The organism is Sinorhizobium sp. 6-70 (assembly GCF_030124375.1).
Classification (GTDB): Bacteria; Pseudomonadota; Alphaproteobacteria; order Rhizobiales; family Rhizobiaceae; genus Sinorhizobium.
Genome location: NZ_JASKLS010000001.1, coordinates 354,128 through 380,134, shown reverse-complemented (window position 1 = coordinate 380,134; position 26,007 = coordinate 354,128). Strand labels below are relative to the sequence as shown.

At 62.3% G+C, this 26,007-nt stretch carries 23 protein-coding genes; 16 read left to right on the top strand and 7 right to left on the bottom strand.

Annotated features, from left to right (window positions below):
* Positions 1–220 precede the first annotated feature (220 nt).
* The 3 genes from QN222_RS01795 to QN222_RS01785 form a co-directional block, all read right to left on the bottom strand.
* Entirely contained in the window at positions 221–574 is a 354-nt protein-coding gene (locus QN222_RS01795; RefSeq protein WP_283963898.1) for a VOC family protein, read from the bottom strand.
* 23 nt (positions 575–597) lie between these two features.
* Positions 598–999: an SRPBCC family protein gene (locus QN222_RS01790; RefSeq protein ID WP_283963899.1), complete on the bottom strand. Its 402-nt coding sequence runs from the start codon at positions 997–999 to the stop codon at positions 598–600.
* A 161-nt stretch (positions 1,000–1,160) separates the two neighbouring features.
* A complete protein-coding gene (locus QN222_RS01785) occupies positions 1,161–1,949 on the bottom strand; it encodes a helix-turn-helix domain-containing protein (RefSeq protein WP_283963900.1) in 789 nt (262 codons plus the stop codon).
* A 208-nt stretch (positions 1,950–2,157) separates the two neighbouring features.
* Here QN222_RS01785 and ccoG point away from each other — a divergent pair, with 208 nt between their 5' ends.
* From ccoG to QN222_RS01755, 6 genes are all read left to right on the top strand, one after another.
* Positions 2,158–3,732: a cytochrome c oxidase accessory protein CcoG gene (gene ccoG, locus QN222_RS01780; RefSeq protein WP_283963901.1), complete on the top strand. Its 1,575-nt coding sequence runs from the start codon at positions 2,158–2,160 to the stop codon at positions 3,730–3,732.
* Positions 3,729–4,223 carry a FixH family protein gene (locus QN222_RS01775; protein ID WP_283963902.1) on the top strand — a complete coding sequence of 165 codons (495 nt, stop codon included), beginning with the start codon at positions 3,729–3,731 and terminating at the stop codon, positions 4,221–4,223. The genes ccoG and QN222_RS01775 overlap by 4 nt, the downstream gene beginning before the upstream one ends.
* The gene (locus QN222_RS01770) at positions 4,220–6,505 is read left to right on the top strand and encodes a cation-translocating P-type ATPase (protein ID WP_284005182.1); all 2,286 of its coding nucleotides are present in this window, start codon (positions 4,220–4,222) and stop codon (positions 6,503–6,505) included. The genes QN222_RS01775 and QN222_RS01770 overlap by 4 nt, the downstream gene beginning before the upstream one ends.
* The gene (gene ccoS / locus QN222_RS01765) at positions 6,502–6,660 is read left to right on the top strand and encodes a cbb3-type cytochrome oxidase assembly protein CcoS (RefSeq protein WP_283966051.1); all 159 of its coding nucleotides are present in this window, start codon (positions 6,502–6,504) and stop codon (positions 6,658–6,660) included. Before QN222_RS01770 ends, ccoS begins: the two co-directional genes overlap by 4 nt.
* 179 nt (positions 6,661–6,839) lie before the next feature.
* Entirely contained in the window at positions 6,840–8,270 is a 1,431-nt protein-coding gene (gene gndA / locus QN222_RS01760; protein ID WP_284005181.1) for an NADP-dependent phosphogluconate dehydrogenase, read from the top strand.
* A 120-nt stretch (positions 8,271–8,390) separates the two neighbouring features.
* A complete protein-coding gene (locus QN222_RS01755) occupies positions 8,391–8,657 on the top strand; it encodes a hypothetical protein (RefSeq protein ID WP_283964954.1) in 267 nt (88 codons plus the stop codon).
* Positions 8,658–8,696: 39 nt separating this feature from the next.
* Here the strand turns inward: QN222_RS01755 and QN222_RS01750 are convergent, their stop codons facing one another.
* Positions 8,697–9,002: an antibiotic biosynthesis monooxygenase gene (locus QN222_RS01750; protein ID WP_283964955.1), complete on the bottom strand. Its 306-nt coding sequence runs from the start codon at positions 9,000–9,002 to the stop codon at positions 8,697–8,699.
* 211 nt (positions 9,003–9,213) lie between these two features.
* Positions 9,214–10,275, bottom strand: coding sequence for a LacI family transcriptional regulator (locus QN222_RS01745; RefSeq protein ID WP_283964956.1), 1,062 nt, complete (start codon positions 10,273–10,275; stop codon positions 9,214–9,216).
* Between the two features lie 524 nt (positions 10,276–10,799).
* Here QN222_RS01745 and QN222_RS01740 point away from each other — a divergent pair.
* From QN222_RS01740 to QN222_RS01695, 10 genes are all read left to right on the top strand, one after another.
* Positions 10,800–12,035, top strand: coding sequence for an ABC transporter substrate-binding protein (locus QN222_RS01740; protein ID WP_283964957.1), 1,236 nt, complete (start codon positions 10,800–10,802; stop codon positions 12,033–12,035).
* Between the two features lie 310 nt (positions 12,036–12,345).
* A complete protein-coding gene (locus tag QN222_RS01735; protein WP_283964958.1) occupies positions 12,346–13,254 on the top strand; it encodes a sugar ABC transporter permease in 909 nt (302 codons plus the stop codon).
* Positions 13,247–14,191, top strand: coding sequence for a carbohydrate ABC transporter permease (locus QN222_RS01730; RefSeq protein ID WP_283964959.1), 945 nt, complete (start codon positions 13,247–13,249; stop codon positions 14,189–14,191). The genes QN222_RS01735 and QN222_RS01730 overlap by 8 nt, the downstream gene beginning before the upstream one ends.
* Positions 14,192–14,197: 6 nt before the next feature.
* A complete protein-coding gene (locus QN222_RS01725) occupies positions 14,198–15,283 on the top strand; it encodes an ABC transporter ATP-binding protein (protein WP_283964960.1) in 1,086 nt (361 codons plus the stop codon).
* 94 nt (positions 15,284–15,377) lie between these two features.
* On the top strand, positions 15,378–17,852 hold the full coding sequence (locus QN222_RS01720; protein ID WP_283964961.1) for a glycoside hydrolase family 2 protein: 2,475 nt from the start codon (positions 15,378–15,380) through the stop codon (positions 17,850–17,852).
* Between the two features lie 5 nt (positions 17,853–17,857).
* Positions 17,858–18,556, top strand: a complete 699-nt coding sequence (locus tag QN222_RS01715; RefSeq protein WP_283964962.1) for a D-lyxose/D-mannose family sugar isomerase — start codon at positions 17,858–17,860, stop codon at positions 18,554–18,556.
* A gap of 56 nt (positions 18,557–18,612) precedes the next feature.
* Entirely contained in the window at positions 18,613–19,374 is a 762-nt protein-coding gene (locus QN222_RS01710) for a sugar phosphate isomerase/epimerase (RefSeq protein ID WP_284005180.1), read from the top strand.
* A 14-nt stretch (positions 19,375–19,388) separates the two neighbouring features.
* Positions 19,389–20,525, top strand: a complete 1,137-nt coding sequence (locus tag QN222_RS01705) for a Gfo/Idh/MocA family oxidoreductase (protein WP_283964964.1) — start codon at positions 19,389–19,391, stop codon at positions 20,523–20,525.
* Between the two features lie 184 nt (positions 20,526–20,709).
* Positions 20,710–21,738 carry an L-glyceraldehyde 3-phosphate reductase gene (gene mgrA / locus QN222_RS01700; protein ID WP_283964965.1) on the top strand — a complete coding sequence of 343 codons (1,029 nt, stop codon included), beginning with the start codon at positions 20,710–20,712 and terminating at the stop codon, positions 21,736–21,738.
* Positions 21,739–22,022: 284 nt separating this feature from the next.
* The gene (locus QN222_RS01695; protein ID WP_180937856.1) at positions 22,023–23,129 is read left to right on the top strand and encodes a TRAP transporter substrate-binding protein; all 1,107 of its coding nucleotides are present in this window, start codon (positions 22,023–22,025) and stop codon (positions 23,127–23,129) included.
* A 255-nt stretch (positions 23,130–23,384) separates the two neighbouring features.
* On the opposite strand, the gene QN222_RS01690 is transcribed toward QN222_RS01695, so the two are convergent.
* Complete coding sequence (locus tag QN222_RS01690) at positions 23,385–25,178, bottom strand: TRAP transporter large permease subunit (protein WP_283964966.1); 1,794 nt, start codon at positions 25,176–25,178, stop codon at positions 23,385–23,387.
* Positions 25,175–25,744 carry a TRAP transporter small permease subunit gene (locus QN222_RS01685; protein ID WP_283964967.1) on the bottom strand — a complete coding sequence of 190 codons (570 nt, stop codon included), beginning with the start codon at positions 25,742–25,744 and terminating at the stop codon, positions 25,175–25,177. Before QN222_RS01685 ends, QN222_RS01690 begins: the two co-directional genes overlap by 4 nt.
* Between the last annotated feature and the right edge of the window lie 263 nt (positions 25,745–26,007).

The window sequence follows — 26,007 nt, the reverse complement described above, 5'->3', positions numbered from 1 at the left end:
CATGCCCCGCTACTGATCCCTAAATCGGAATCGATCGGGGACAAAATCATGCAGAGGTTCAAAGTTCTACAGCAACCTGTGCGCGTCTAACCGGACGCTCGGCGCTGTAGAGAGGAGGAATCGAGATGTCACCAGAGTGGCCGATGTTCATTCTACAGTGCATCGTCGTCTTCGGCCTCGTCAGCGCGCTGTTCATCCGGTTCGGCGAGTAGCTCCCCTCTTACTGGGCCGACCAGACCGCGAGCTCGTATCCGTCCGGATCGGCGAAATGGAAGCGGCGGCCGCCGGGGAAGGAATAGATCGGCTTGACGATCTTGCCGCCGGCTGCCTCGACGCGCCGCGCCGCGTCCTCAAGATCGTCGGCGTAGACAATGACGAGTGGACCACCGCTTCTGACGGGTCCAAATGTCGTGAAGCCGCCCGTCAGGCGGCCATCGGCGAATTCGCAATATTCCGGACCGTAGTCGGTAAAGGTCCAGCCGAAAGCGCCGCCGTAAAAGGCTTTGCTCGCTTCGATGCTTGCCACATTGAACTCGATATAGTCGATGCGGCGATCGTTGCCCTTGTTGCTCATATCCGTGCCGTTCTTTCTGTAAGTTAACTCGATTCCATGATGGACTTGAGCGTGGCGAGATCTTTCTCGACATGTGCCGCATCGGCGGCGAATTGCTCGTCGCTCATGTCCGGTTGCCGGAGCAGGGTGAACATGACCTCCGCACCATCGCCGTTCGGTACCACCCGCAATGCGTTGTGCACCTTCAGCCCGCTCTCGAGCGTCACGAGATGATCGACCACGCCGAATTCGTTGTCCGGCGCAAAGCGTACGCGCGCGTTGCCAAGCGGGCCGGGCGCGATCCATTCGTCGCCATCGCGCGTGAGCCCGGAAGAAAGCCCGGAGGCCCAGAGCGACATCTTCTCGTGATCCGCCATGAAGGCATAGACCTCGCGCCAGTCGCGCGCGATCGACGTGTGAATGATCATGGTGGCCATGGTTGCCATGCGTTCACTCCTTTGATGCTATCGCTACCACGTCCCGGAGGTGCCGTCTTGAACGAAACGGCCAACCGCAGTCAGCGGCGCGGCCGGTCCAGACGCCCGGATTGGGAACTCATTTCACCGTTCCTGATGAGTAGGTTGGTGGTCTTTTCTAAAGTTCTGCATCAGTATGCGAGCTGCTCCTGAATAGCGCTGGGCGTCAACGACGTCAGTTCCTTCGCCTCGCGGCTGAGATGAGCCTGATCGGCGTAGCCTGCGTCGAGTGCGAGCGTCGCCAGTGTGTTTTGGGGCCAGGCCCGGCAGGCGCGGAGAAACCGCTGCAGCCGGAGGATGCGGTCGAGCGTCTTGGCGCCGTAACCGAAATGTTCGTGACAGCGACGACGCAGCGTCCGTTCGGTGGTTCCGGTCTCTTGCACGAGCGTGCGAATCGGCTCGACGGCGCTTCGGCCGTTTTCGAGAAGCGCGACACAGGCGGCGATCTCGGACGATAGAGGCTTCACCGTGGCGAGCCGGCCTTGCAGGGCCGCATGGAGAACGGCAATCCTGGCCGCGGGATCTGTCGCGTCCGCCATCTGCGTCTCCAGTGCGCGCGCCGCGCGGCCCCAGAAAACCTCCAGCGGAACGGTCTTGCCGGTGATCGCGTCGAGCGGCGTGCGTAGCCAGGAGGCGGCCGAACCAATGCGGAAGCGAACGCCGACGACGGTTTCGCCGGCGACGAGCTCGGGAAAGGCTGCCACCTTGTCCGGCCCGACAACCGCAAGGCCGCCGGAAATCCAGATGATGTCGACGCAGCCATCCGGCACCACCGCGACGCGCGCTGGCTCGGGCAAGTGGTGCGTCCAGAAGCACTTCACATCGCCCGCCAACGCTCCGGATGACGCCTGCTCGCGATAGATGCCTCGGCTTTGGGCGAGGCCGGGACTATCGGGTTGATCTTGCGCGATTTCCTTCATGCGAAGCGATCCGTCGTACAAAGCTCGTTTAATCTTACACCGGAAATCGGGCACAAAGCGTGCAGGCAAAATGCAATGGATGCGCGGGTTTGGACGTTTCGACGCACCGTGCGGCATTAGGGCGCAAACTTGACGCAGATCAAGGTTTGGCGCGGGCAGATCCGGCAAAACGCTGCTCGAATAGCAAGCCATTTTCGGATTCCCAATAATGCGTCCCCAGCCTGTCACCAAAGCTGCGTCCGTCGAGCGGCTCGAAGCCGAACCCGTCAATGCCGCGCATAAGCGCAAACCGCTTTACGAGAAGCGCCGGAAGATCTTTCCAAAGAGAGCCGAAGGCCGCTTCCGCCGGTTCAAGTGGCTGGTGATGCTGGTAACGCTGAGTATCTATTATCTGACACCGTGGATCCGTTGGGACCGCGGTGCGCATGCGCCGGACCAGGCCGTGCTCGTCGATCTCGCCGCCCGCCGCTTCTATTTCTTCTTCATCGAGATCTGGCCGCAGGAATTCTTCTTCGTCGCCGGGCTGCTCGTCATGGCAGGCTTCGGCCTCTTCCTCGTCACCACAGCCGTCGGGCGTGCCTGGTGCGGCTACACCTGCCCGCAGACCGTCTGGGTCGATCTTTTCCTTGTGGTCGAGCGCTTCATCGAGGGCGACCGCAACGCGCGCATGCGGCTCGATGCGGGACCCTGGACATTCGACAAGATCTGGAAGCGCGTCGTCAAGCACGCGATATGGCTGCTGATCGGCATCGCGACCGGTGGCGCCTGGATCTTCTATTTCGCCGACGCGCCCTCGCTGCTGAAGAGCTTCGTCATGCTGGAAGCGCCGGCGGTCGCCTACATGACGGTCGCGATCCTGACGGCGACGACCTACGTCTTCGGAGGGCTGATGCGCGAGCAGGTCTGCACTTACATGTGCCCGTGGCCGCGCATCCAGGCGGCGATGCTGGACGAGAATTCGCTCGTCGTCACCTATAACGACTGGCGCGGCGAGCCGCGCTCGCGTCATGCCAAGAAGGCGGCGGCAGCGGGTGAAGTGGTCGGCGATTGCGTCGATTGCAACGCCTGCGTCGCCGTCTGTCCGATGGGCATCGATATTCGCGACGGCCAGCAGCTCGAATGCATCACCTGCGCGCTCTGCATCGACGCTTGCGACGGCGTGATGGACAAGCTCGGGCGCGAACGCGGCCTGATCGCCTATGCGACACTCAGCGACTATGCGTCGAACATGGCACTCGCCACAAACAACGGCACGACGGCGATTGACCCGACCCGTGTGCGCGACGCCGACGGCGCCTTCGTCGACAAAGTTCGTCACTTCAACTGGCGGATCATCTTCCGGCCGCGCGTTCTTCTCTATTTCGGCGTTTGGGCGCTGGTCGGCATTGGCCTGCTCTATGCGCTGGTGTCGCGTGAGCGACTTGAGCTCAATGTGTTGCACGACCGCAATCCGCAATTCGTGGTCGAGTCGGACGGCTCGGTACGAAACGGCTACATGGTCAAGCTTCTCAACATGATACCGGAGCAGCGCACGATCACACTGACGCTCGAAGGCATGCCGTCAGCATCGATGCGGATCGCAGGACAGGCGCCAGGCGACGGTCGCCGTTTCGCGGTCGGCGTCGATCCGGACAAGGTCGCCGCGCTCAAGGTTTTCGTCACCCTGTCGAAGGAAAAGCTTGCCGAGGCGGACGAGGGCTTCATACTGACCGCCGAAGATCCGTCCAGCCATGAACGCGATGTCTATCAGGCCAACTTCAACCGCCCTGGAGCAGCAAGATGACAAAGGAGCAGCGCGCGCCGCGGGAATTTACTGGCTGGCACATGCTGGGCGTGATGGGCCTTTTCTTCGGCACCATCATCTCCGTCAATCTGGTCATGGCCTGGAACGCCAGCCGCAGCTGGAGCGGCCTTGTCGTCGAGAACACCTATATCGCCAGCCAACAGTTCAACGGCAAGGTGGCTGAGACGCGCGCCTTCGCTGCGCGCGGCATTGAGGGCGCGCTCGTCGCAGGGCCGAATTCCATCCGCTATACTTTGACCCGCAACGGCGAGTTAGACCGGACGGCCGAGAGGGTGCTCGCGGTGTTCAAGCGTCCCGTCGAGGAACATGAAGACGTGCGCGTCGAACTCGATCGTGAGGCTCCCGGCGCCTTTGTCGCCGCACGGACACTCAAGCCCGGCCAGTGGATCGCTGACATGACGGCGATGGCGGGCGAGGAAGTCGTCTATCGCCAGGCCATTCGGTTCGTCGTCCCGGGAGAGCGCAAATGAGCTGCTGTGCCGCAGGCGTGGAAGGCGTGCTTGAGATCGAACGGGCCGGGCAGGGGCTGCCTGCTTCCGACGAGCTGTGGCTTGCGAGCCGCGCGCTTGGAGACGGCCTGCGCCAAACGGATCTCAGCGTGCCCGGCGTCCACTGCGGTGCCTGCATCACGACAATCGAAGGGGCGCTCCGCAAGAGGCCCGAGGTCGAGCGGGCGCGCGTCAATCTCTCGTCGCGCCGCGTGTCCGTCGTCTGGAAGGAGGAGGTCGCCGGCCGGCGCAGCGACCCGCGCGAAATCGCGAACGCCATCCGGGGTTGCGGCTATGAAGCGCATCTCTTCGCCGCAGGCGAGGAGGAAGGCGACGTCCTGCTCAAGCAACTGATCCGTGCCGTTGCCGTTTCCGGTTTCGCGGCGACCAACATCATGCTGCTGTCCGTTTCCGTCTGGTCCGGTGCGGATGCCGCGACCCGTGATCTCTTTCACTGGATCTCGGCAATGATCGCGGCGCCGGCGATGATCTATTCTGGGCGTTTCTTTTACCAGTCGGCCTGGAACGCGCTCCGTCATGGCCGCACCAACATGGATGTGCCGATCGCGCTTGCCGTGACGCTCTCCTACGGCATGTCGCTCCATGAGACGATCAGCCATGGCGCACACGCCTGGTTCGATGCCTCCGTGACGCTGCTGTTCTTCCTGTTGATCGGCCGCACCCTCGATCACATGATGCGCGGACGGGCGCGCTCGGCGATCAGCGGTCTTGCCCGGCTCTCGCCGCGCGGCGCGACGGTCGTCAATTCCGACGGCTCGCGCGACTATCGCCCGGTCGATGAGATCAAGCCCGGCGAGCGCCTGCTGGTTGCCGCCGGTGAGCGCGTTCCGGTCGATGGACGCGTGCTTTCGGGTGCGAGCGATCTCGACCGCTCGGTCGTCAACGGCGAAAGCGCGCCGGTCGCGGTGGGTGCTGGTGACGCCGTGCAGGCCGGCACGCTCAATCTCACCGGCCCGCTGACGCTTGAGGCGACGGCGGCGGCGCGCGACTCGTTCCTGGCCGAGATCACGGGGCTGATGGAGGCCGCCGAAGGGGGCAGGGCGCGTTATCGCCGCATTGCCGACCGTGCGGCGCGCTACTATTCGCCGGCCGTCCACCTGCTGGCGCTGCTTTCCTTCATCGGCTGGATGCTGGTCGAGGGTGATGTCCGCCACGCCATGCTGATCGCGGTTGCGGTTCTCATCATCACATGCCCCTGCGCCCTCGGCCTCGCGGTGCCCGTGGTTCAGGTCGTTGCCGCCGGCCGGCTTTTCCAGGGCGGCGTCATGGTCAAGGACGGATCGGCGATGGAGCGCCTTGCCGAAATCGACTCCGTGCTGCTCGACAAGACCGGCACGCTCACCATGGGCGAGCCGCGGCTTACCAATGCGGGCGAGGTCGATCCGGGCGCGCTCGCGACAGCCGCCGCACTCGCTCTTCATTCACGTCATCCGATCGCGACAGCGCTCCATGAGGCGTCGGGCGCGGCGCAGCCGCTCGTGGGCGAAATCCGCGAAATACCGGGCGCCGGTATCGAGGCGGAGACCCGGGACGGTGTCTACCGGCTCGGCAGTCGCGCCTTTGCCTGCAGCGAAGCCGGCGCCGCCAGCGGCCAGTCGGAAGCGATCCTGTCGCTCGACGGCCGCGAGCTTGCCTGCTTCCGCTTCGAGGACCGGCTGCGTCCCGCCGCCCGCGAAACCGTCGAAGATCTCTCTCGCCTGGGGCTTACGACAGGCATCCTTTCCGGGGACCGCGAGCCGGTCGTCGCCGCACTCGCCCGCAGGCTCGGCATCGCGAAATGGCGCGCCGAGCTTTCGCCGCGCGGCAAGGTCGACGCCTGTGCCGCTGCCGCCGAAGGGGGGCACAGGGTCCTGATGGTCGGCGACGGTATCAACGACGCGCCGGCATTGCGGGCGGCCCATGTCTCGATGGCGCCGGCGACCGCGGCCGATGTCGGCCGGCAGGCTGCGGATTTTGTCTTCATGCATCAAAGCCTCAACGCCGTTCCCTTCGCCATTAAGACCTCGCGTCGCGCCGGCCGGCTGATCCGGCAGAATTTTGCGCTAGCGATCGGCTACAACGTCATCGCCGTGCCGGTCGCGATTCTCGGCTATGCGACGCCGCTCGTTGCCGCCGTCGCCATGTCGACCTCGTCGCTGATCGTGGTGTTCAATGCGTTGCGGCTCAAGGGGCTTGGAACTGCTGCCCCTCCAGAGTCGCCGCCGCATGCGGCGGGCTTGCGGCCGGTACGGAGTGCGTCATGAACACGCTCATCTATCTCATCCCGATCGCGCTCTTTCTCGGCGCCCTGGGGCTTGCGGCGTTTCTCTGGGCGCTGAAGAGCGGGCAATACGAAGACCTGGACGGAGCCTCCTGGCGCATCCTCGACGATGGTGACGGCAAGCCTGAAAAGGATTGATTTTCGCGGGAGTGGCTTGTCGTAAATCGATTTGAGTGCCAAAAGAACCTCCGCCGCCGCATGTCCCCAGCCGCCCATCCTTTCCCGGACCGGGCCGAACATGCGCAGATCAATATCGAGGGGCTGTCCGCGCGTCTGTTCCGATCGCGGCGGCTCTTCCTTCCAACGGAGGCAATCACGTGTCACAGGCGGAAATCGGGCTTATCGGCCTCGGCGTCATGGGGTCCAACCTCGCGCTCAACATCGCGGAAAAGGGCAACAGGATCGCGGTGTTCAACCGCACGGTCGAGGCGACGCGCAAGTTCTATGCCGAGGCCGGCGCGCTCAAGGAGCAGATCGTTCCCTGCGAGACCATCGAAGAGTTTGTCGCCGCCATCCGCCCGCCGCGGCCGATCATCATCATGATCAAGGCCGGCGATCCGGTCGACCAGCAGATGGATATACTGAAGCCCTATCTTTCCAAGGGCGACATCATGATCGACGCCGGCAATGCCAATTTCCGCGACACGATGCGCCGCTTCGACGCACTGAAGGATTCCGGCCTCACCTTCATCGGCATGGGTGTTTCCGGTGGCGAGGAGGGCGCCCGTCATGGCCCGTCGATCATGGTCGGCGGCACGGAAGACTCCTATCGCCGCGTCGAGAAGGTGCTGACCTCGATCGCAGCGAAATACGAGAACGACCCGTGCGTCGCCTGGCTCGGTGAAAACGGCGCCGGCCACTTCGTCAAGACGATCCACAACGGCATCGAATATGCGGACATGCAGATGATCGCCGAAATCTACGGCATCCTGCGCGACGGGCTGAAGATGAGCGCTGCCGAGATCGGCGACGTCTTCGGCGCCTGGAACAAGGGCCGGCTGAACTCCTACCTGATCGAGATCACCGAGAAGGTGCTGAAGGCTGCCGATCCTTTGACCGGCAAGCCGATGGTCGACCTGATCCTCGACAAGGCCGGCCAGAAGGGCACCGGCAAATGGTCGGTGATCGAGGCGCAGAACATGGGCATCCCGGCGACCGGCATCGAGGCGGCCGTCGCTGCCCGCAGCATTTCCTCGATGAAGGAGGAGCGTGAAGCAGCCGAGAAGGTCCTCGGCCTGCCACCGGTCGGCGAGCTCAAGGTGGCGGACAGGGACGCCTTCCTCAAGGATCTCGAAAACGCGCTGCTCGCCGCCAAGATCGGCGCCTATGCGCAGGGCTTCGCGGTGATGTCGGCGGCCTCGGAGGAGTTCGGCTGGAGCCTGCCGATGCCGGCGATCGCAAAGATCTGGCGCGCCGGCTGCATCATCCGCTCGCAGTTCCTCGACGAGATCACCACTGCCTTCACCAAGGCGCCGGACGCCGCCAACCTGATCGTGACGCCCGCCTTTGCGGCGATGGTCAAGGAGACCGATGCAGCGTTGCGCCGCGTCGTTTCTACCGCCGTGCTCGGCGGCCTGCCGGTGCCGGCGCTCGCCTCCGCGCTCGGCTATTTCGACAGCTACCGCCGCGGCCGCGGCACGGCCAACGTCATCCAGGCGCAGCGCGACTTCTTCGGCGCCCACGGCTTCGACCGCGTCGACGGCGCCGACAGCCACCACGGTCCGTGGGGTAGTGGGCTGAACGTATAGGCCGGATCGTCTTCGCGTAACGGGGGCGGCTCTCGCCGCCCCCTCCAGACTTTTTGCAACTACGCAATTCCGGACCGAATTGCTTCAGAGTTCCATTCAGAAAACCATCGAAAAACCAGTATGAAGTTCAGAGTGATCGACGGCGGCAAAGTCAATGAAGCCGTGTCCGCCGATAGTCCGACCATCCGCGCCGAAGCGGAGCGACGGATAAAGGCAACCGGCTACGAGCAATGGCGGGTTCGCAGCCTCGCAACCGGCTCGCCGATCCCAAGGTCCATCCAGTATTTGAAGATGCAGATCGAATTCGTTGCCGGGAAACTCGAGCAGCTTAATCCCATTCCCGGTGATTTCACCGACGACAAGTACTGGCCAACTGCCGGGGCGTGACGACAGCGCCTGCCGCGACATCCCGGCACGGCAGGCGCGCTACTTGGTCGGCGTGCTCTCGTAGATCGCCTCACCCGAAACAGCATCCGTGACATCTATGCTCTCTCCCTGCGCCTCGAGGGAGTGGCGGAACTTGTCAAGATTGCTGATCATCTTCGGCCGCGCGGCCACGATGTGGTCAAAGCTATCCCACTCGCCGATCGAGCAATAGGAACGCTCGCCGGTCTTGACGAGCGCCATTCTCCGTAAACCGTCGAAGTCGCGGCGAAGTTTACGGAACCAGTCCTCGAACTCGTCCTCCAGCCCCGGTTTTGTGCGGAAGCGAACCACGTTGTATGCTGTCATGACACCCTCCGTTCACATCGTTCGGGCACCAGAATACCATTAATGGTGGAGTCTGTTCCACAGCTCAATTTATCCGAGATCGCGCCCATTCACGATCTTCCCGGGCAACTCCGTGGAAATCATGGAATGTCTGCCGCTTCCGGGGCGCTAAGGGATCGCAATAGTCGAACCCAAGGCGAACGACGCCGAGATGTTTCCTCGGTCGTCGCTGCTACACCTTGCGCGACTTGGACATCGGTCGCTGGAATTCCGGCTGGCTGAGGCTTTGCAGCGTCTCGGGCGGCTTGCCTTCGATGTGGCCGATCACAGCCTTGGCGAGCTCGCGACCGGCAAGCCGGATATCCTCGTACATAGTCATGACTTCGGGGCGCAGCCAGCGCAGGAAGTCGCTCGGCGCCTTGGTGACCATGTCCACATCCTGGCCGACTTTCTTGCCGGCGGATTCGATCCCCGCGATCAATGCAACCGCGCCGGCGCCGCTGCCTGAAACGATGCCGTCCGGGGCTTCCACCGAGCGCATCAGTTGCTCGAAGGCGTCGCGGATGGCGACAAGACTGTGATCGATATTGACGTGGTGGAAGCTCACCGCTTCCGCACCGAAATCCTTGAGCCCGCGCTCGAAGCCGGTGCGCATGTGGGCGTGGAAGGTGAGGTTCGGTGGCGGCTCCAGCAGCACCAGCCGGCGTCGGCCGCGCTCGGTGAGCCGGCGCACCGCCTCATAGGCGAAACGTTCGTTGTCGAAGTCATGGAAGGGATGCACGATCCCCATTTCCGTGCGGCCGTGGGTGACAAAGGGCAGGCGCCGCTCGGTCATCAGCGTCACGCGCGCGTCGTGCGGCTCTGTCCGCGAGATGATGACGCCATCGGCGGCGCCCGTGTCGAGGATATAACGAATCGGCCCGAGTGGGTCCTTTGTGGAACTGTAAGGGGTAACCACGAGATGATACTGCGTGCCGGCGAGGATTTCGCTGATGCCGACCACCATGGGGCTGGTGATGCCCATGATCTCTTCCTCAAGCGTCAGCACGAGGCTGATGACGTTGGTCTTGCCAGTCCTGAGACGCACGCCGGCGCGGTTCGGCTGGTAGCCGATCTGCTTGGCGACGAGGCGCACCCTTTCCTTGGTTTCTGCGCCGATATCGGGCGCATCCTTCAATGCTCGGGAAACCGTGGTGATCCCAAGACCGGTCATGAAGGCGATCGTTTTCAGCGTCGGCCTGGCGCCGTCCGGTGGCGGTGCTGCCGCCGCCCTGTTCTTCGTTTTGCCGTCCATCCCGTCACCAGCCCCCGTCTACATTTGAGACCTTGCGCGAATTGCCACGATCAAGCGCCCCGCTTTGGCTCGCAGCTTCGATGCGAACACGCCCGGTCCGTCTCGGTGCCCCGCCTTATATACGAATTGTAACCGGTGGCCAGATTTGTCGGAGCTGTGTCGCGAGACAAAATCTGTAACGATACAGTAGCAATGTCGAGCAATTTCGTTGCTGCACTGCGAAGAACATAACCGTCTGGTTGAATCTCGCATTCGCGAAGCTGAATGTTGCGTTTGCGAAGCCGCATCCTGGCGCTCCATGAGCGAAGGTAAACCAAAATCTTTTTAAATCAGCGCATTATGCAGAGCATTGGAAGGCCAAAACGGCCATGCCGAGGCTAGACATCATCCTCTTGAAAGGTGTGCCGGATACACGCATAAGGCGTGTAAGAAATTATATCTGGAATTATTCGTTGTGGGTGTTGCGTCTGAAAATCGTTTGAACTAAGTTTTTACGGCAACGTTACAGTGAGGGAGGAGAACTCATGAAATTGCGTTCCATGGCCGCCGTGCTGGCCGCAACCGTCGCCCTGCCGCTCGGCGTGGCCAATGCCACGGATCTCGAGGTCACGCATTGGTGGACTTCCGGCGGTGAAGCCGCGGCGGTCGCCGAACTGGCCAAGGCTTTCGATGCGACCGGCAACAAGTGGGTCGACGGTGCAATCGCCGGTTCGGGCGGGACCGCGCGTCCGATCATGATCAGCCGCATCACCGGCGGCGATCCGATGGGGGCGACCCAGTTCAACCATGGCCGTCAGGCGGAGGAGTTGGTGCAAGCGGGCCTAATGCGCGACCTGACGGATGTCGCCGAGCGCGAACACTGGAAGGACATCATCAAGCCGGCAAGTCTGCTCGAGTCCTGCACGATCGAGGGCAAGATCTACTGCGCCCCCGTCAACATCCATTCCTGGCAGTGGCTGTGGCTCTCGAATGCCGCCTTCAAGCAGGCTGGCGTTCCCGTGCCGAAGAACTGGGATGAATTTGTCGCGGCGGCACCGGCGCTCGAGAAGGCCGGTATCGTGCCGCTCGCCGTCGGCGGTCAGCCGTGGCAGGCAGCGGGCGCCTTCGACGTTTTGATGGTGGCGATCGCCGGGAAAGACACCTTCGAGAAGGTCTTCGCCCAGAAGGACGAAGAAGTCGCTGCAGGCCCAGATATCGCCAAGGTCTTCAAGGCTGCCGATGATGCGCGCCGCATGTCGAAGGGCAGCAATGTTCAGGACTGGAACCAGGCGACGAACCTCGTCATCACCGGCAAGGCCGGCGGTCAGATCATGGGCGACTGGGCTCAGGGTGAATTCCAGCTTGCGGGCCAGAAGGCCGGCGTCGACTACACCTGCCTTCCGGGGCTTGGCGTCAACGAGGTGATCTCGACGGGTGGTGACGCATTCTACTTCCCGCTGCTGGAGGATGAGGAAAAGTCGAAGGCGCAGGAGGCGTTGGCATCGACCCTGCTGAAGCCTGAGACGCAGGTCTCCTTCAACCTGAAGAAGGGCTCGCTGCCGGTCCGCGGCGACGTGGACCTCGCAACCGCCAATGATTGCATGAAGAAGGGGCTCGATATCCTTGCCAAGGGCAATGTGATCAAGGGTACCGACCAGCTTCTGTCCGCCGACAGCCAGAAGCAGAAGGAGGACCTCTTCTCCGAGTTCTTCGCCAACGCGTCGATGACGCCGGAGGATGCGCAGAAGCGCTTCGCCGAAATCATCGCGGCAGCGGACTGATACTGCCGCCTGAAGGCCCCGCGCATGCGCGGGGCCGCCCCATGCCCCGTTCGGCGCGACGTGTTCGCGCCGGACACGCGTGTCGATGCCTGCTGGCCTCGACGCAAGGGAGCATCCGTTTTCGAGCTCAATTGCGGAATGCGGATAAGATGTTCGGGAATCAAAGTGTTCTGAGCGTTCGTCGTACGTTCACTTGAACACGGGGGTGCCGGGCAGGGGGCCATTACGATGATGAGGCGGCCGGGTATCGGTAGCGTGTTTCGCTGCGAGTACCGCCCATCGAAAACATTGCAGTTCCGGAGGAGCAAACATGACAAGCCAAACGCGCGGCTCGGCTCGCCCGAATCAGTGGTTGCGGAACCTGAATGCGAAGATCGCCTCTATACCGATGATCCTGACAGCCTTGGTCATCTTCGTCGGCGGCACATCCTGGACGGTGCTTTATTCCTTCACCAACTCGAAGCTGCTGCCACGGCTTTCCTTCGTCGGCCTCGACCAGTATGTGCGGCTATGGGCGGCACCGCGCTGGCTCATCTCGATCGAAAATCTCGCCATCTACGGGTTTTTCTCACTGATTTTCAGCCTCGTGATCGGTTTTGTGCTCGCCGCACTGATGGATCAGAAGATCCGTTTCGAGAATACGTTTCGAACGATCATGCTCTACCCGTTCGCCCTGTCGTTCATCGTCACGGGCCTGGTCTGGCAATGGCTGCTCAATCCGCAATACGGAATACAGTCGATCGTGCGTTCGCTTGGCTGGACGAACTTCAACTTCGACCCGCTCTATAATTCCGACATCGTCATCTACGGCATCCTGATCGCGGCGCTCTGGCAGGGCACCGGCCTTGTCATGTGCCTGATGCTCGCGGGCCTGCGCGGCATCGACGAGGATATCTGGAAGGCTGCGCGAGTCGATGGCATCCCGATGTGGAAGACCTACGTGCTCGTCATCATCCCGATGATGCGTGGCGTCTTCATCACGACGCTCGTCATCATCGCGAGCGGCATCGTCAAGGTCTACGACCTCGTCGTGGCGCAGACGAGCGGCGGTCCCGGCATCGCCTCCGAAGTGCCCGCCAAATACGTCTACGATTACATGTTCCAGGCCCAGAACCTGGGGCAAGGCTTTGCCGCCTCCACCATGATGCTCGTGACGGTCGCGATCATCATCGTGCCGTGGGCATATCTGGAATTCGGAGGAGGTCGCAAGCGTGCTTAAGCTCGTCGCCAACAACACCATCGTTTCCGAGTACGAAGCGGTTCCCGGCAGGGTCACGTCCGGCCCGCACGGCCCGAAGCCGCGCCGTATACTCTCCCGCCGCAACATCGTCGTTTACGGGACGTTGATCGTGGTCGCTCTCTATTACCTGCTGCCGCTCTACGTCATGATCATGACGTCGCTCAAGGGCATGCCGGAAATTCGCATCGGCAACATCTTCGCGCCGCCGGTGGAGATCACCTTCGAACCGTGGATAAAAGCCTGGGCCCAAGCCTGCACCGGGCTCAATTGCGACGGGCTTTCGCGCGGCTTCTGGAATTCGGTGCGCATCACCGTCCCTTCGGTGATTATCTCCATCGCGGTCGCTTCGGTTAATGGCTATGCGCTTGCAAACTGGCGCTTCAAGGGGGCCGATCTGTTCTTCGCCATCCTCATTATCGGCGCCTTCATTCCCTATCAGGTGATGATTTATCCGATCGTGATCGTGCTCAGGGAGATGGGTATTTACGGGACGCTGACCGGTCTCATCATGGTGCATACGATCTTCGGCATGCCGATTCTCACCCTCTTGTTCCGCAACTATTTTGCCGGTTTGCCGGAGGAGCTCTTCAAGGCGGCGCGCGTCGACGGCGCCGGGTTCTGGACGATCTACTTCAAGATCATGCTGCCGATGTCGCTGCCGATCTTCGTTGTTGCGATGATCCTTCAGGTGACCGGCATCTGGAACGACTTCCTGTTCGGCGTGGTTTTCACGCGGCCGGAGTACTACCCGATGACCGTGCAGCTCAACAACATCGTCAACTCGGTGCAGGGCGTGAAGGAATACAACGTCAACATGGCGGCGACGCTGCTGACCGGCCTCGTGCCGCTGACGATCTACTTCATCTCCGGCCGGCTGTTCGTGCGCGGCATCGCCGCCGGCGCAGTGAAAGGATAAGCAAGCATGACCAGTGTTTCAGTCAGGGACCTGTCGCTGAACTTCGGCGCCGTCACCGTTCTCGACAGGCTCAATCTCGACATCAATCATGGCGAGTTCCTTGTCCTGCTTGGCTCGTCCGGATGCGGCAAGTCCACGCTCTTGAACTGCATCGCAGGCCTGCTTGACGTTTCGGAAGGCCAGATCTTCATCAAGGACCGCAATGTCACATGGGAAGAGCCGAAGGATCGCGGCATCGGCATGGTGTTCCAGTCCTACGCGCTCTACCCGCAGATGTCGGTCGAGAAGAACCTTTCCTTCGGGCTCCAGGTTGCCAGGGTGCCACAGGCCGAGATCGACAAGCGTGTCGCGCGCGCGTCGGAGATCCTGCAGATCCAGCCGCTTCTTAAGCGCAAGCCCGCCGAGCTTTCCGGCGGCCAGCGCCAGCGCGTGGCGATCGGGCGCGCACTTGTGCGCGACGTCGACGTCTTCCTCTTCGACGAACCCCTGTCGAACCTCGACGCCAAGCTGCGTTCGGAACTGCGGGTCGAAATCAAGCGACTGCACCAATCTCTCAAGAACACGATGATCTACGTCACGCACGACCAGATCGAGGCGCTGACATTGGCCGACCGCATCGCCGTCATGAAGGGCGGCGTCATCCAGCAGCTTGCGGATCCGATGACCATTTACAACGCGCCGGAGAACCTCTTCGTTGCCGGTTTCATCGGTTCGCCGTCGATGAACTTCTTCCGTGGCGAGGTCGCCGCCAAGGACGGCCGCAGCTTCGTGCAGGTCGACGGCGTGGCCTTCGACGTCAGCGCCTATCCGGCGCGCGCAGGATTGCAACCGGGACAGAAGGTCGTGCTCGGGCTCCGGCCGGAGCACGTCAAGATCGATGAGGCGGCGGCAGGAGATGCAGCCCATCAGGCTGTCGTCGACATCGAAGAGCCGATGGGCGCCGACAACCTCTTGTGGCTGACTTTGGCCGGTCAATCGATGTCCGTGCGCATCGCCGGCCAGCGGCGCTACAAGCCGGGCACCAACGTGCGCCTTTCCTTCGACATGGGGGTCGCCTCGATCTTCGACGCTGCCAGCGAAAACCGTCTTTAAGGACCGATATTGAACCCGGGCGACGCCGTCCGGGTTCGCAATAAACAAGAATGACGTCGGCCTCGATCGCCGGCCCGTGAATGGATTTGAGGAAATGCCCTCCGAAACCTTGAACCGCGACGCCATCCGCATCGATTTGTCCGGTGACTGGCTGCTTGCCTCGACCGACAACAGCCACGCGCTCACCATCGCGCTTCCGGGCGATGTCCACAGCGCGTTGCAGGAGGCGGGCATCATCGCAGATCCCTATGCCGGCCGGAACGAGGCCGAGGTGCAATGGGTTGCGCACAAGGACTGGGTGCTGGAGCGCACGGTTGTCGTCGACGCGGACGATCTCGACGGGTGCTGGTATCTCGATTTCGAAAGCATCGACACGATCGCCTCGGTCTTCGTCAACGATCGGTTGGTGCTGCAGGCGGAAAACTGCTTTCGCCGCTATCGCCCCGATGTATCGAGCGCGCTCATCGTCGGCGAGAACCGCATCCGCGTCGTGCTGCATTCCTCTATTGCCGAGGGCGCGCGCCGGCAGGCGGCGCAGCCTTTCTACGTGCCTTATCACGATGGGAATTCGCCGATCGCCAACGGCAACATGCTGCGCAAGCCCCAGTGCCACTTCGGCTGGGACTGGAACATCGCCATCGCGCCGCTCGGCATCTATGGCTCGCTGGCACTTTGCCGACTTGAGACGGCGCGCATCGAACACGTCACGACGCGTCAACTCTGGTTTACCGACGATTCCGTCGACCTGCAGGTAACCGTCACGCTTTTTGCCCGCGATCCGGGCATCGTACCCATTCATTTCGAACTCGACGGCGTCCGGGAGCGCCTGGACTGCGCGGTTGCTGCCGGCGAGACCCGGATCACCCACGTCTTCGCGGTCGCAAAGCCGAGATTGTGGTGGCCGGCGGGCAGTGGGGAACAGGCGCTTTCGGTCCTCAACGTCGAACTGCCGGACGAGAGCGTGACGCGCCAGATCGGCTTCCGCACGATCGAGCTTATCACCGACAAGGACGAAGCGGGCAGCCGTTTTGCCTTCCGCATCAACGGCCGCGAGATCTTCTGCCGCGGGGCGAACTGGATCCCGGCGGATGCGCTGATGTCGCGGATGACGCCGCAAGGGGTCGAGGACCTCCTCCAATCCGCCGTCGATGCTAACATGAACATGATCCGCGTCTGGGGCGGTGGCTTCTACGAGCCCGACTGGTTCTACGATCTCTGCGATCGGCTGGGATTGCTCGTCTGGCAGGACTTCATGTTCGCCTGCAATCTCTACCCCTCGACACCGGATTTTCTCGATAATGTCGCGGCCGAAGTGGATTATCAGGTCAAGCGCCTGTCGTCCCACCCGTCGATTGCGCTTTGGTGCGGCGACAACGAACTTGTCGGCGCGCTCACCTGGTTCGACGAAAGCCGCAAGGACCGCGACCGTTACCTTGTCTCTTACGACCGGCTGAACCGCACGGTCGAAACAGCGATGAAAGCGGCTTGCCCGGAAGCGATCTGGTGGCCCTCGAGCCCGTCTGTCGGCCACCTCGATTTCGGCGATGCCTGGCATGCGGACGGTGCAGGCGACATGCACTACTGGTCCGTCTGGCACGAGAACAAGTCGTTCGACAATTACCGCACCGTGCGCCCGCGCTTCTGTTCGGAATTTGGCTTCCAGTCCTACACTTCGATGGCGATCGTCCGGCAGTTCGCCGAAGCGCGCGATCTCAACATCGCCTCGCCGGTGATGGAGGCGCATCAGAAGAATGCCGGCGGCAACGAGCGGATCGCCGGGACGATGTTCCGCTATTTCCGTTTTCCGAAGGATTTCCCGAGCTTCGTCTATCTGAGCCAGATCCAGCAGGGGCTCGCGATCGGTACCGCCGTCGACTACTGGCGGTCGCTGAAGCCGCACTGCATGGGCACACTCTATTGGCAGCTCAACGACACCTGGCCCGTCGCCTCCTGGTCGAGCCTGGACTACGGCGGCAACTGGAAGGCCATGCACTATATGGCCCGCCGTTTCTTCCAGCCGGTCGCCGTCGCCGCTATCCCGTCCAAGGACGGCAAGGAAATCACTTTCTCGATGGTGAACGACACCGCCGGGACGGTGACGGTCGAGCTCCAGATCTTCCTCGTCTCACTTGATGGCGAGCGTCGCCCGCTGGCAGCCGCCGCCGGTGCCTGCGCGCCGGACCGCGCCGCCACGCTCGTCAGCATCGCGAGCAGTGAAGTCCCGGAGGGAACATTGCTCTTCTGGTCGTTCGAAGCGTCCAACGGCATGTCCGGTGAGGGGCATCATGTCCAGGGCACCTACAAGGCGCTCGACCTTTTGCCGTCCGGCCTCACGCTGGAGACCGTGCCGCGACCGGATGGCGCCTTCGACGTGGTCGTCACGGCGAGCGGTCTTGCGCTGCACGTGATGGTCGAGGCGGATATCGATGGGCGCTATTCCGACAATGCCTTCGACCTGGCGGCCGGCGAGACGAAGGTGATCCGCTTCACGCCGAAGGCGCCGCTCGCCGAAGGCATCGTGCCAAGCTTCGGCGCCTACGATCTCGAATCCTGCCAGGGAAAAGGGTGAGCTGGATGAAACGCAGCCACGTCAACGAGATCATCCGCGAAAGCGACGCCTTCATGCGCAGCCACGGCTTCGTGCTGCCACCCTTTGCCTACTGGTCGCCGGAGGAGTTGCAAACACGCATCGCATCCGACAGTCCGACGATCTTCGAGGCACGGCTCGGCTGGGACATTACCGACTACGGCAAGGGCCGTTTCGACGAATTCGGTCTCGTCCTCTTCACGTTGAGGAACGGCGCGGCGGCCAATCTCGGTACCGGCAAGGGCATGGTCTATGCCGAGAAGCTGATGATCACGCGTGCCGGCCAGGTCAACCCGCTGCACCGACACGCGGTGAAGACGGAGGACATCATCAATCGCGGCGGCGGGACGCTGGTGCTTGAGATGTACAACTCGCTGCCCGACGGCTCGGTCGACGAGGAAAGCGACGTCGAAGTAGCGTGCGATGCGCGCCTGCGCCGGCAGAAGGCGGGCGAATTCCTGAAGCTCGGACCCGGCGAGAGTGTCACGTTGCTGCCCGGAAACTGGCATGCCTTCTGGGCGGAGGGAGGCGACGTGTTGATGGGCGAGGTCTCGACCGTCAACGACGACCTCACCGACAACTATTTCCGCGAGCCGGTGGGTCGCTTTTCCGCAATCGAGGAGGACGAACATCCGCTCCACCTCCTCGTTTCCGACTACGACACCTGGCTGAGGGAAACAGGCTGAAACGCCCGAACCTGCTCCCAACAACCATCCTGCGCATTCAACGAGGAGAATTTTTGATGAAAGACGTCAGCTTCCAACTCTACAGCGCCCGCAATTTTCCGCCGCTTACCGATGTGCTCGCGACCGTCGGCAAGGCCGGCTATACGCAGGTCGAGGGCTACGGCGCGCTTTACGCATCGCTGACCGACGAAGAGGTCGCAGAGTTCAAGCGCGGCCTCGAACGCAACGGCGTCAGCATGCCGACCGCGCATTTCGGGATCGATATGCTGGAGCAGGAGCCGGCGCGGGTACTGCGGATCGCGAACGCGCTCGGCATCCGGGCAATCTACTGCCCTTACCTGATGCCGGACCAGCGTCCGAGCGACGCAGCCGGCTGGCGCGCCTTCGGTCAGCGGCTACAGGCGGCGGGCAAGCCTTTCCGGGATGCCGGACTCGACTTCGGCTGGCACAATCACGACTTCGAGTTCCATGCCCTTGCGGACGGCTCGATACCGCTGGACCACATATTCTCCGGCGGCCCGGATCTTTCCTGGGAAGCCGATATCGCCTGGATTGTCCGCGGCGGCGCCGATCCCTTCGCCTGGATCGCTAAATATGGCAGCCGTATCACCGCCGTCCATGTCAAGGATATCGCGCCCAAGGGCGAGAAGACGGATGAGGACGGCTGGGCCGATGTCGGCCACGGCACGATCGACTGGAAGGGGCTGGCAAAGGCGCTCTCCGCAACATCGGTGAAGTATTTCATTGCCGAACATGACAATCCCAGCGACTTCCGGCGCTTTGCTGAACGTTCGCTGGCTTCCATCCAATCCTATTGAGTAACGGAAAAACCATGAAGACGAAGGAACTTGGCGTCGGCATCATCGGATGCGGCAACATCTCCACCACCTATTTCAAGCTCGCACCGCTCTTCAAGGGCATAAGAATGGTCGCCTGCGCCGACATCAATCCGGCGGCGGCCGAGGCGCGGGGCGCCGAATATGACGTGACGGCACAGAGCATCGAGGCGCTGTTGGCCAATCCCGAGGTGGACATCATCGTCAATTTGACGATCCCGGACGCGCATTTTCCGGTCTCGAAGGCGATCCTCGAGGCGGGAAAACATGTCTATTCCGAAAAGCCTCTGGTCCTGACACTGGAGCAGGGCGAGGAACTCAGGGCTGTCGCCAAGGCGAAGGGCCTCACGGTCGGCTGCGCACCGGATACCTTCCTCGGTGGTGCGCACCAGCTCGCCCGTGACTACATCGACGCAGGCAAGATCGGCCGCATCACCTCCGGAACCTGCCACGTCATGAGCCCCGGCATGGAGATGTGGCATCCGAACCCGGATTTCTTCTTCCTGCCGGGCGGCGGTCCGGTGCTTGATCTCGGACCCTACTACATCGCCAACCTCATCAACCTGATCGGCCCCGTGAAGCGCGTCGCTGCGCTCTCGTCTATGGCCAACGAGACGCGGACGATCACCAGCGCTCCGCGCAATGGCGAGGTCATTCCGGTCAAGACGCCGACCAACATCCACGCGCTGCTCGAATTCCAGAACGGCGCGACGATCACGCTTTCGGCAAGTTGGGATGTCTGGTCGCATCGCCACGCCAACATGGAGCTCTATGGCACCGAAGGCTCGCTGTTCGTTCCGGATCCCAACTTCTTCGGCGGCAGGGTCGAGGCGAGCGGGCGTGACAAGAACATCCAGCCCGTCGAAATGTGGGAGCATCCCTTCGCGGGCGACAACTGGGATCACCCGGCGGGCCCGATCGCCAACTACCGCACGGCCGGCCTCGCCGACATGGCGGATGCCATCCTCAACGGCCGCGACGCGCGTTGCTCGCTGGACCGCGCGCTTCACGGCGTCGACGTGATGGTGTCGATCCTGAAGTCGGGCGAGGAGGGGCGGTTCGTGACGCTTTCGACCACCTGCACGCAGCCGGCCGCTCTCGGCATCGAAGAGGCACAGGCACTGCTGCGCTGAACAAGAAATCCACGGTACGAGGAACACCCGAGAAAAAAGGGCTGCGGCGTTTCACCTTCGCCGCGGTCCACCCAGGAAGCCAGAGGCCCAAAGGCAAAAGTTCGGCGCGACAAGCTCCTCCCTCTTGTGGCGAAGGGGTGGTGAGGGGTATCCAAACACCCACCCGAAACAGAGGAATACGACAATGGCCTGGCACCCGGCGGAAAACCGATATGAGACGATGAAATACAACCGCTGCGGCAGGAGCGGGCTGAAGCTGCCGGCGATCTCGCTCGGCCTCTGGCACAATTTCGGTGGCGACACGCCGCATGATCGCAAGGTCGACATGTGCCGCACGGCGTTCGACCTCGGCATCACCCATTTCGATCTCGCCAACAACTACGGCCCGCCGCCCGGATCGGCAGAAACCGCTTTCGGCGAAATCATGCGCACCGACTTCGCCGGCTTGCGCGACGAATTGATCATCTCCTCCAAGGCCGGCTACGACATGTGGCCGGGACCCTATGGAGAATGGGGCAGCCGCAAGTATCTGATCGCTTCCTGCGACCAGAGCCTGAAGCGGATGGGTCTCGACTATGTCGACATCTTCTATTCCCATCGCTTCGATCCCGACACGCCGCTCGAGGAAACCTGCGGCGCGCTCGACCATATCGTCCGCTCGGGCAGGGCGCTCTATGTCGGCATTTCGTCCTATAATTCGCAGCGCACCCGCGAAGCGGCCGCGATCCTCAAGGATCTCGGCACGCCGTGCCTGATCCACCAGCCGAGCTATTCCATGCTCAACCGCTGGGTCGAGGACGACGGGCTCGTCGATACGCTCGAAGATCTCGGCATCGGCTCGATCGTCTTCTCGCCGCTTGCCCAGGGCATGCTGACGACGAAGTATCTGAACGGGATCCCTGAGGACAGCCGCGCGGCCCAGAACCATTTCCTCAAGAAGAACTTCATCCGCCCGGCGATCATCGACAATATCCGCAAGTTGAACGGCATTGCCGAGCGCCGGGGCCAGACGCTGGCGCAGATGGCGCTTGCCTGGGTACTGCGCGGCGGCCGTATAACCTCGGCGCTGATCGGCGCCAGCCGTTCCGCGCAGATCGTCGATTGCGTCAAGGCGCTCGAGAACGACAGTTTCACGGCGGAAGAACTCGCAGACATCGATCTCTATGCGCGCGAGGCCGATATCAACCTCTGGGCCAAGTCGGCGGAGCTCTGATCAGAGCGAATTCATTGATTTGCCTCGATTTTAGGCAATATTGACTTATCCCCGGCGCCTTAGACAAAAGTCGAAGAAGGCGCCGGAAAACCGTTGCTGGACATGCATTTGTGAATATGTATGGTGCAGTGGTGCCGGTCCCGCCTGCCAGATGTTTCCTGCGCGCGGCCGGCAAAACGAGGAGGTGTGAGCTCTCTCGACGCGCCGGAAGGAGCCGAAGGAGAGTTCGACGGGAGATGTCGCGACCGCGACCCAACCGTGAAGGCGGGCAATAGGGAGGTATTATGGATCGCCGTTCATTCATTAAACACGCGAGCATCGGCGGCCTGGGTGCGGCTGCCGCCACGGCGCTCGCATCGCCGGCCATCGCGCAGGCAAACCCGAAGATCAACTGGCGTATGGCCTCGTCGTTCCCGAAGTCGCTCGACACGATCTACGGCGGCGGCGAAGTGCTGTCGAAATACGTTTCCGAAGCGACGGACGGCAATTTCCAGATCCAGGTTTTCGCAGCCGGTGAAATCGTTCCCGGTCTGCAGGCCGCTGACGCCGCCGCTGCCGGAACCGTCGAAGCCTGCCACACGGTCGCCTACTACTACTGGGGCAAGGACCCGACCTGGGCACTCGGTGCTGCCGTGCCTTTCGCGCTCAACGCGCGCGGCATGAACGCCTGGCATTATCACGGCGGCGGCATCGACCTCTTCAACGAGTTCCTCGCCACCCAAGGCCTCATTGGCTTCCCGGGCGGTAACACTGGCGTCCAGATGGGTGGCTGGTTCCGCAAGGAGATCAAGACCGTTGAGGACATGAAGGGCCTGAAGATGCGTATCGGCGGCTTCGCCGGCAAGGTCGTCGAAAAGCTCGGCGTGGTGCCGCAGCAGATCGCCGGCGGCGATATCTATCCCGCTCTCGAAAAGGGCACGATCGATGCCGCTGAGTGGGTCGGTCCGTACGACGATGAAAAGCTCGGCTTCTACAAGGTCGCGCCGTACTACTACTATCCCGGCTGGTGGGAAGGCGGCCCGACGGTGCACGCGATGTTCAACAAGGCGGCTTTCGAAGGCCTGCCGAAGAACTATCAGTCGCTGCTGCGCACCGCCTGCCAGGCGACCGACGCGAACATGCTGCAGAAGTATGATTACCTGAACCCGTCGGCGATCAAGCGCCTTGTGGCCGCCGGCGCAAAGCTCAGCCCGTTCAGCCCGGAAATCCTGTCCGCCTGCTTCGACAAGTCGAACGAAGTCTATGCGGAGATGGAAGCGTCGAACCCGACCTTCAAGAAGATCTGGGACTCGATCAAGGCCTTCCGCGCCGAGTTTTATCTCAACGCGCAGATCGCCGAATACAACTACGATACCTTCATGATGATCCAGCAGCGGAACGGCAAGGTCTGAGCCGCTCCACATCATCGCAGAAACGAAAACCCCGGGGCCTGGCTCCGGGGTTTTTGTTTGATCCGTAGTTCAAGTCCTGGGCGATTTTGCCCCTCACCCTAACCCTCTCCCCGCGTGCGGGGAGAGGGAAGCAGCGCGTATGTCCCCGACTGTGATGACGGGGGCCACGGCTGCCGCGAGTCCTTCTCCCCGTCGGGACGGGGAGAAGGTGCCGGCAGGCGGATGAGGGGCGAAACCGCGGAAGCTTCTGCCGCTCTAATTGAACTTAGGCGGCGCGCTGAGATCGGTCGCCGGCTTGTTCTGCTGGGCCGGTGCATTGTTCGGCTGGGCCGGCTGCTGACCGTTGTCGAGCGGGCTGCCGCCCGGCAATTGCAGGCCGCCCGGGAGGCCGAGACCGCCGCCGTTGTCGGGGAGGGTCAGCCCACCGCCACCCGTTCCGAAGCCCGGAACCTCGATCTTGATGGTGGACGGATCGACGGCGGCGCCGCTTCCCTTGTAGTGCATGACCATCTGCGGGAACATGATCGTCAGTGCCACCATGAGGATCTGGATGCCGACGAAAGGCACCGCACCCCAATAGATCTGGCCGGTGGTGACCGGCTGGGTGATTTTGCCGGTCACCTTGTCGAGGTAGGGCACCCTGGCTGCGACCGAGCGCAGGTAGAAAAGCGCGAAGCCGAAGGGCGGGTGCATGAAGCTCGTCTGCATGTTGATGCCGAGCAGCACCCCGAACCAGATCAGGTCGATCCCGAGCTTGTCGGCCGCCGGTGCGAGCAGCGGCACGATGATGAAGGCGAGCTCGAAGAAATCGAGGAAAAACGCCAGGAAGAAGACCAGCAGGTTGACCGCAATGAGGAAGCCGACTTCGCCGCCCGGCATCGCCGTCAGCAGGTGTTCCACCCAGATATGCCCGTTGACGCCGTAGAAGGTCAGCGAGAAGACGCGCGCGCCGATCAGGATGAACAGCACGAAGGCGGAAAGGCGCGTCGTTGAGGTCAGCGCCCCGCGCACGACATCGAGACTGAGGCGACCCTTGGCGGCGGCCATGATCAGGGCGCCGACCGCGCCCATCGCTCCGCCTTCCGTCGGCGTCGCGATGCCGAGGAAGATCGTGCCGAGGACGAGGAAGATCAGCGCCAGTGGCGGGATAAGAACGATGATGACCTGCTGAGCCAGCCGGGACAGCGCATTGATCTTGAGGGCCCGGTCGATGAGAGCGACGACGTAGATGAACGCGACGCCGACCGTCGCCCCGAGGATGTCCGCGTTCTCGCCTTGGGTCGGTGAGAGATAGACGTGCGCCGCATAGGCGATACCGGCGGCGGCGATGAGCGCGATGGCGAGCGAGGTGACGCCGGATCCGAGCGTGCGCGCTTCCAGCGGCAACGCCGGCATGGAGTCGCGATTGAGGAACGACATCAGCAGGATGTACAGCATGTACAGGCCGGTCAGGACCAGACCCGGGATGAGTGCGCCGGCATACATGTCGCCAACGGAACGGCCGAGCTGGTCGGCAAGGACGATCAGCACGAGCGAGGGCGGGATGATCTGGGCGAGCGTGCCGGAGGCGGCGATGACGCCGGATGCCACGCGCCGGTCATAGCCGTAGCGCAGCATGATGGGCAGCGAGATCAGCCCCATGGCGATGACCGAGGCGGCGACCACGCCAGTGGTTGCCGCAAGCAGTGCGCCGACGAAGATGACCGCATAGGCAAGACCGCCGCGGACGGGGCCGAAGAGTTGGCCGATGGTGTCGAGCAGGTCCTCGGCCATGCCTGACTTTTCCAGCACGATGCCCATGAAGGTGAAGAAGGGGATCGCGAGCAACGTGTCGTTGGACATCACCCCCCAGAAACGTTCGGGCAGTGCGTTGAGAAGCGGCCAGGAAAGATTGATCGAATCCGAAAGCGGCGCGAGTTCGACGCCGACGATGAAGAACAGGAGACCGTTGGCGGCGAGCGAGAAGGCGACGGGATAACCCAGCATCAGGAACACGATCAGCGATACGAACATGATCGGTGCCAGGTTTTCAGCGATGAACTCAATCACGAGCGCACCTCCGGAGCTTCGTCAAGCGGTGCGTGCGTCGGCACATAGGGGCTAGGGTCCTCCATATTTCCCGTCATGATCGCGATTTTCTTGATGATTTCCGAAACACCCTGCAGGGCGAGGAGCACGAAGCCGATGAGCAGGATGGCCTTGGCGGGCCAGATGATGAGGCCGCCTGCGCTCGACGAGACTTCACCCGACACGTAGGACATGCGGACGTAGGGGACGAGGTAATACAGCATGAGCACGACGAACGGCATCAGGAAGAAGACGTGGCCGAAGAGGTCGATCCAATGCTGTACGCGGCGCGAGAAACTGCCGTAGATGACGTCGATGCGAATGTGCTCGTTCTGGCTGAGCGTATAGGCCGCAGCAAACATGAAGGCAGCGCCGAAGAGATACCACTGCGCCTCGAGCCAGGCATTCGACGACATGTTGAATACTTTTCGGATGACGGCATTGCCCGCGCTCACGAGCACGGCGACCAGAATGAGCCAGCCGACCGCCTTGCCGATATTCTCGGTGATGGTGTCGATCAATCGGCTGAAGCCGAGTAACGGTTTCATCAAGTTCCTCCCCGCAATGGCTGTTTTTATCTTTCGCCAAGCACAGTCACAGTGCCGATTTCAAGCCTCCTTTCAAGCCCGATGCCCGATTTTCCGGGATAGCGGGAGGGTCTCAGACCAAAGTCGAATATGGGGCAGCAGGAAATGCCCAAGACTTAGGCAGGCAAGCGCGGCGACCGCCGTTTCCTCCACAGTTGCGCAACACAGAATGGTCATCGGTTTCCTTCATGCTCAGGGCAATTCGGGAGCCGGACCTTTCGACC

What these genes read in the sequence shown, in the direction of transcription:
- QN222_RS01795 (WP_283963898.1), bottom strand. Translation starts at nt 574, where the DNA reads ATGAGCAACAAGGGCAACGATCGCCGCATCGACTATATCGAGTTCAAT.
- QN222_RS01790 (WP_283963899.1), bottom strand. Translation starts at nt 999, where the DNA reads ATGGCAACCATGGCCACCATGATCATTCACACGTCGATCGCGCGCGAC.
- QN222_RS01785 (WP_283963900.1), bottom strand. Translation starts at nt 1,949, where the DNA reads ATGAAGGAAATCGCGCAAGATCAACCCGATAGTCCCGGCCTCGCCCAA.
- ccoG (WP_283963901.1), top strand. Translation starts at nt 2,158, where the DNA reads ATGCGTCCCCAGCCTGTCACCAAAGCTGCGTCCGTCGAGCGGCTCGAA.
- QN222_RS01775 (WP_283963902.1), top strand. Translation starts at nt 3,729, where the DNA reads ATGACAAAGGAGCAGCGCGCGCCGCGGGAATTTACTGGCTGGCACATG.
- QN222_RS01770 (WP_284005182.1), top strand. Translation starts at nt 4,220, where the DNA reads ATGAGCTGCTGTGCCGCAGGCGTGGAAGGCGTGCTTGAGATCGAACGG.
- ccoS (WP_283966051.1), top strand. Translation starts at nt 6,502, where the DNA reads ATGAACACGCTCATCTATCTCATCCCGATCGCGCTCTTTCTCGGCGCC.
- QN222_RS01755 (WP_283964954.1), top strand. Translation starts at nt 8,391, where the DNA reads ATGAAGTTCAGAGTGATCGACGGCGGCAAAGTCAATGAAGCCGTGTCC.
- QN222_RS01750 (WP_283964955.1), bottom strand. Translation starts at nt 9,002, where the DNA reads ATGACAGCATACAACGTGGTTCGCTTCCGCACAAAACCGGGGCTGGAG.
- QN222_RS01745 (WP_283964956.1), bottom strand. Translation starts at nt 10,275, where the DNA reads ATGGACGGCAAAACGAAGAACAGGGCGGCGGCAGCACCGCCACCGGAC.
- QN222_RS01740 (WP_283964957.1), top strand. Translation starts at nt 10,800, where the DNA reads ATGAAATTGCGTTCCATGGCCGCCGTGCTGGCCGCAACCGTCGCCCTG.
- QN222_RS01735 (WP_283964958.1), top strand. Translation starts at nt 12,346, where the DNA reads ATGACAAGCCAAACGCGCGGCTCGGCTCGCCCGAATCAGTGGTTGCGG.
- QN222_RS01725 (WP_283964960.1), top strand. Translation starts at nt 14,198, where the DNA reads ATGACCAGTGTTTCAGTCAGGGACCTGTCGCTGAACTTCGGCGCCGTC.
- QN222_RS01720 (WP_283964961.1), top strand. Translation starts at nt 15,378, where the DNA reads ATGCCCTCCGAAACCTTGAACCGCGACGCCATCCGCATCGATTTGTCC.
- QN222_RS01715 (WP_283964962.1), top strand. Translation starts at nt 17,858, where the DNA reads ATGAAACGCAGCCACGTCAACGAGATCATCCGCGAAAGCGACGCCTTC.
- QN222_RS01710 (WP_284005180.1), top strand. Translation starts at nt 18,613, where the DNA reads ATGAAAGACGTCAGCTTCCAACTCTACAGCGCCCGCAATTTTCCGCCG.
- QN222_RS01705 (WP_283964964.1), top strand. Translation starts at nt 19,389, where the DNA reads ATGAAGACGAAGGAACTTGGCGTCGGCATCATCGGATGCGGCAACATC.
- mgrA (WP_283964965.1), top strand. Translation starts at nt 20,710, where the DNA reads ATGGCCTGGCACCCGGCGGAAAACCGATATGAGACGATGAAATACAAC.
- QN222_RS01695 (WP_180937856.1), top strand. Translation starts at nt 22,023, where the DNA reads ATGGATCGCCGTTCATTCATTAAACACGCGAGCATCGGCGGCCTGGGT.
- QN222_RS01685 (WP_283964967.1), bottom strand. Translation starts at nt 25,744, where the DNA reads ATGAAACCGTTACTCGGCTTCAGCCGATTGATCGACACCATCACCGAG.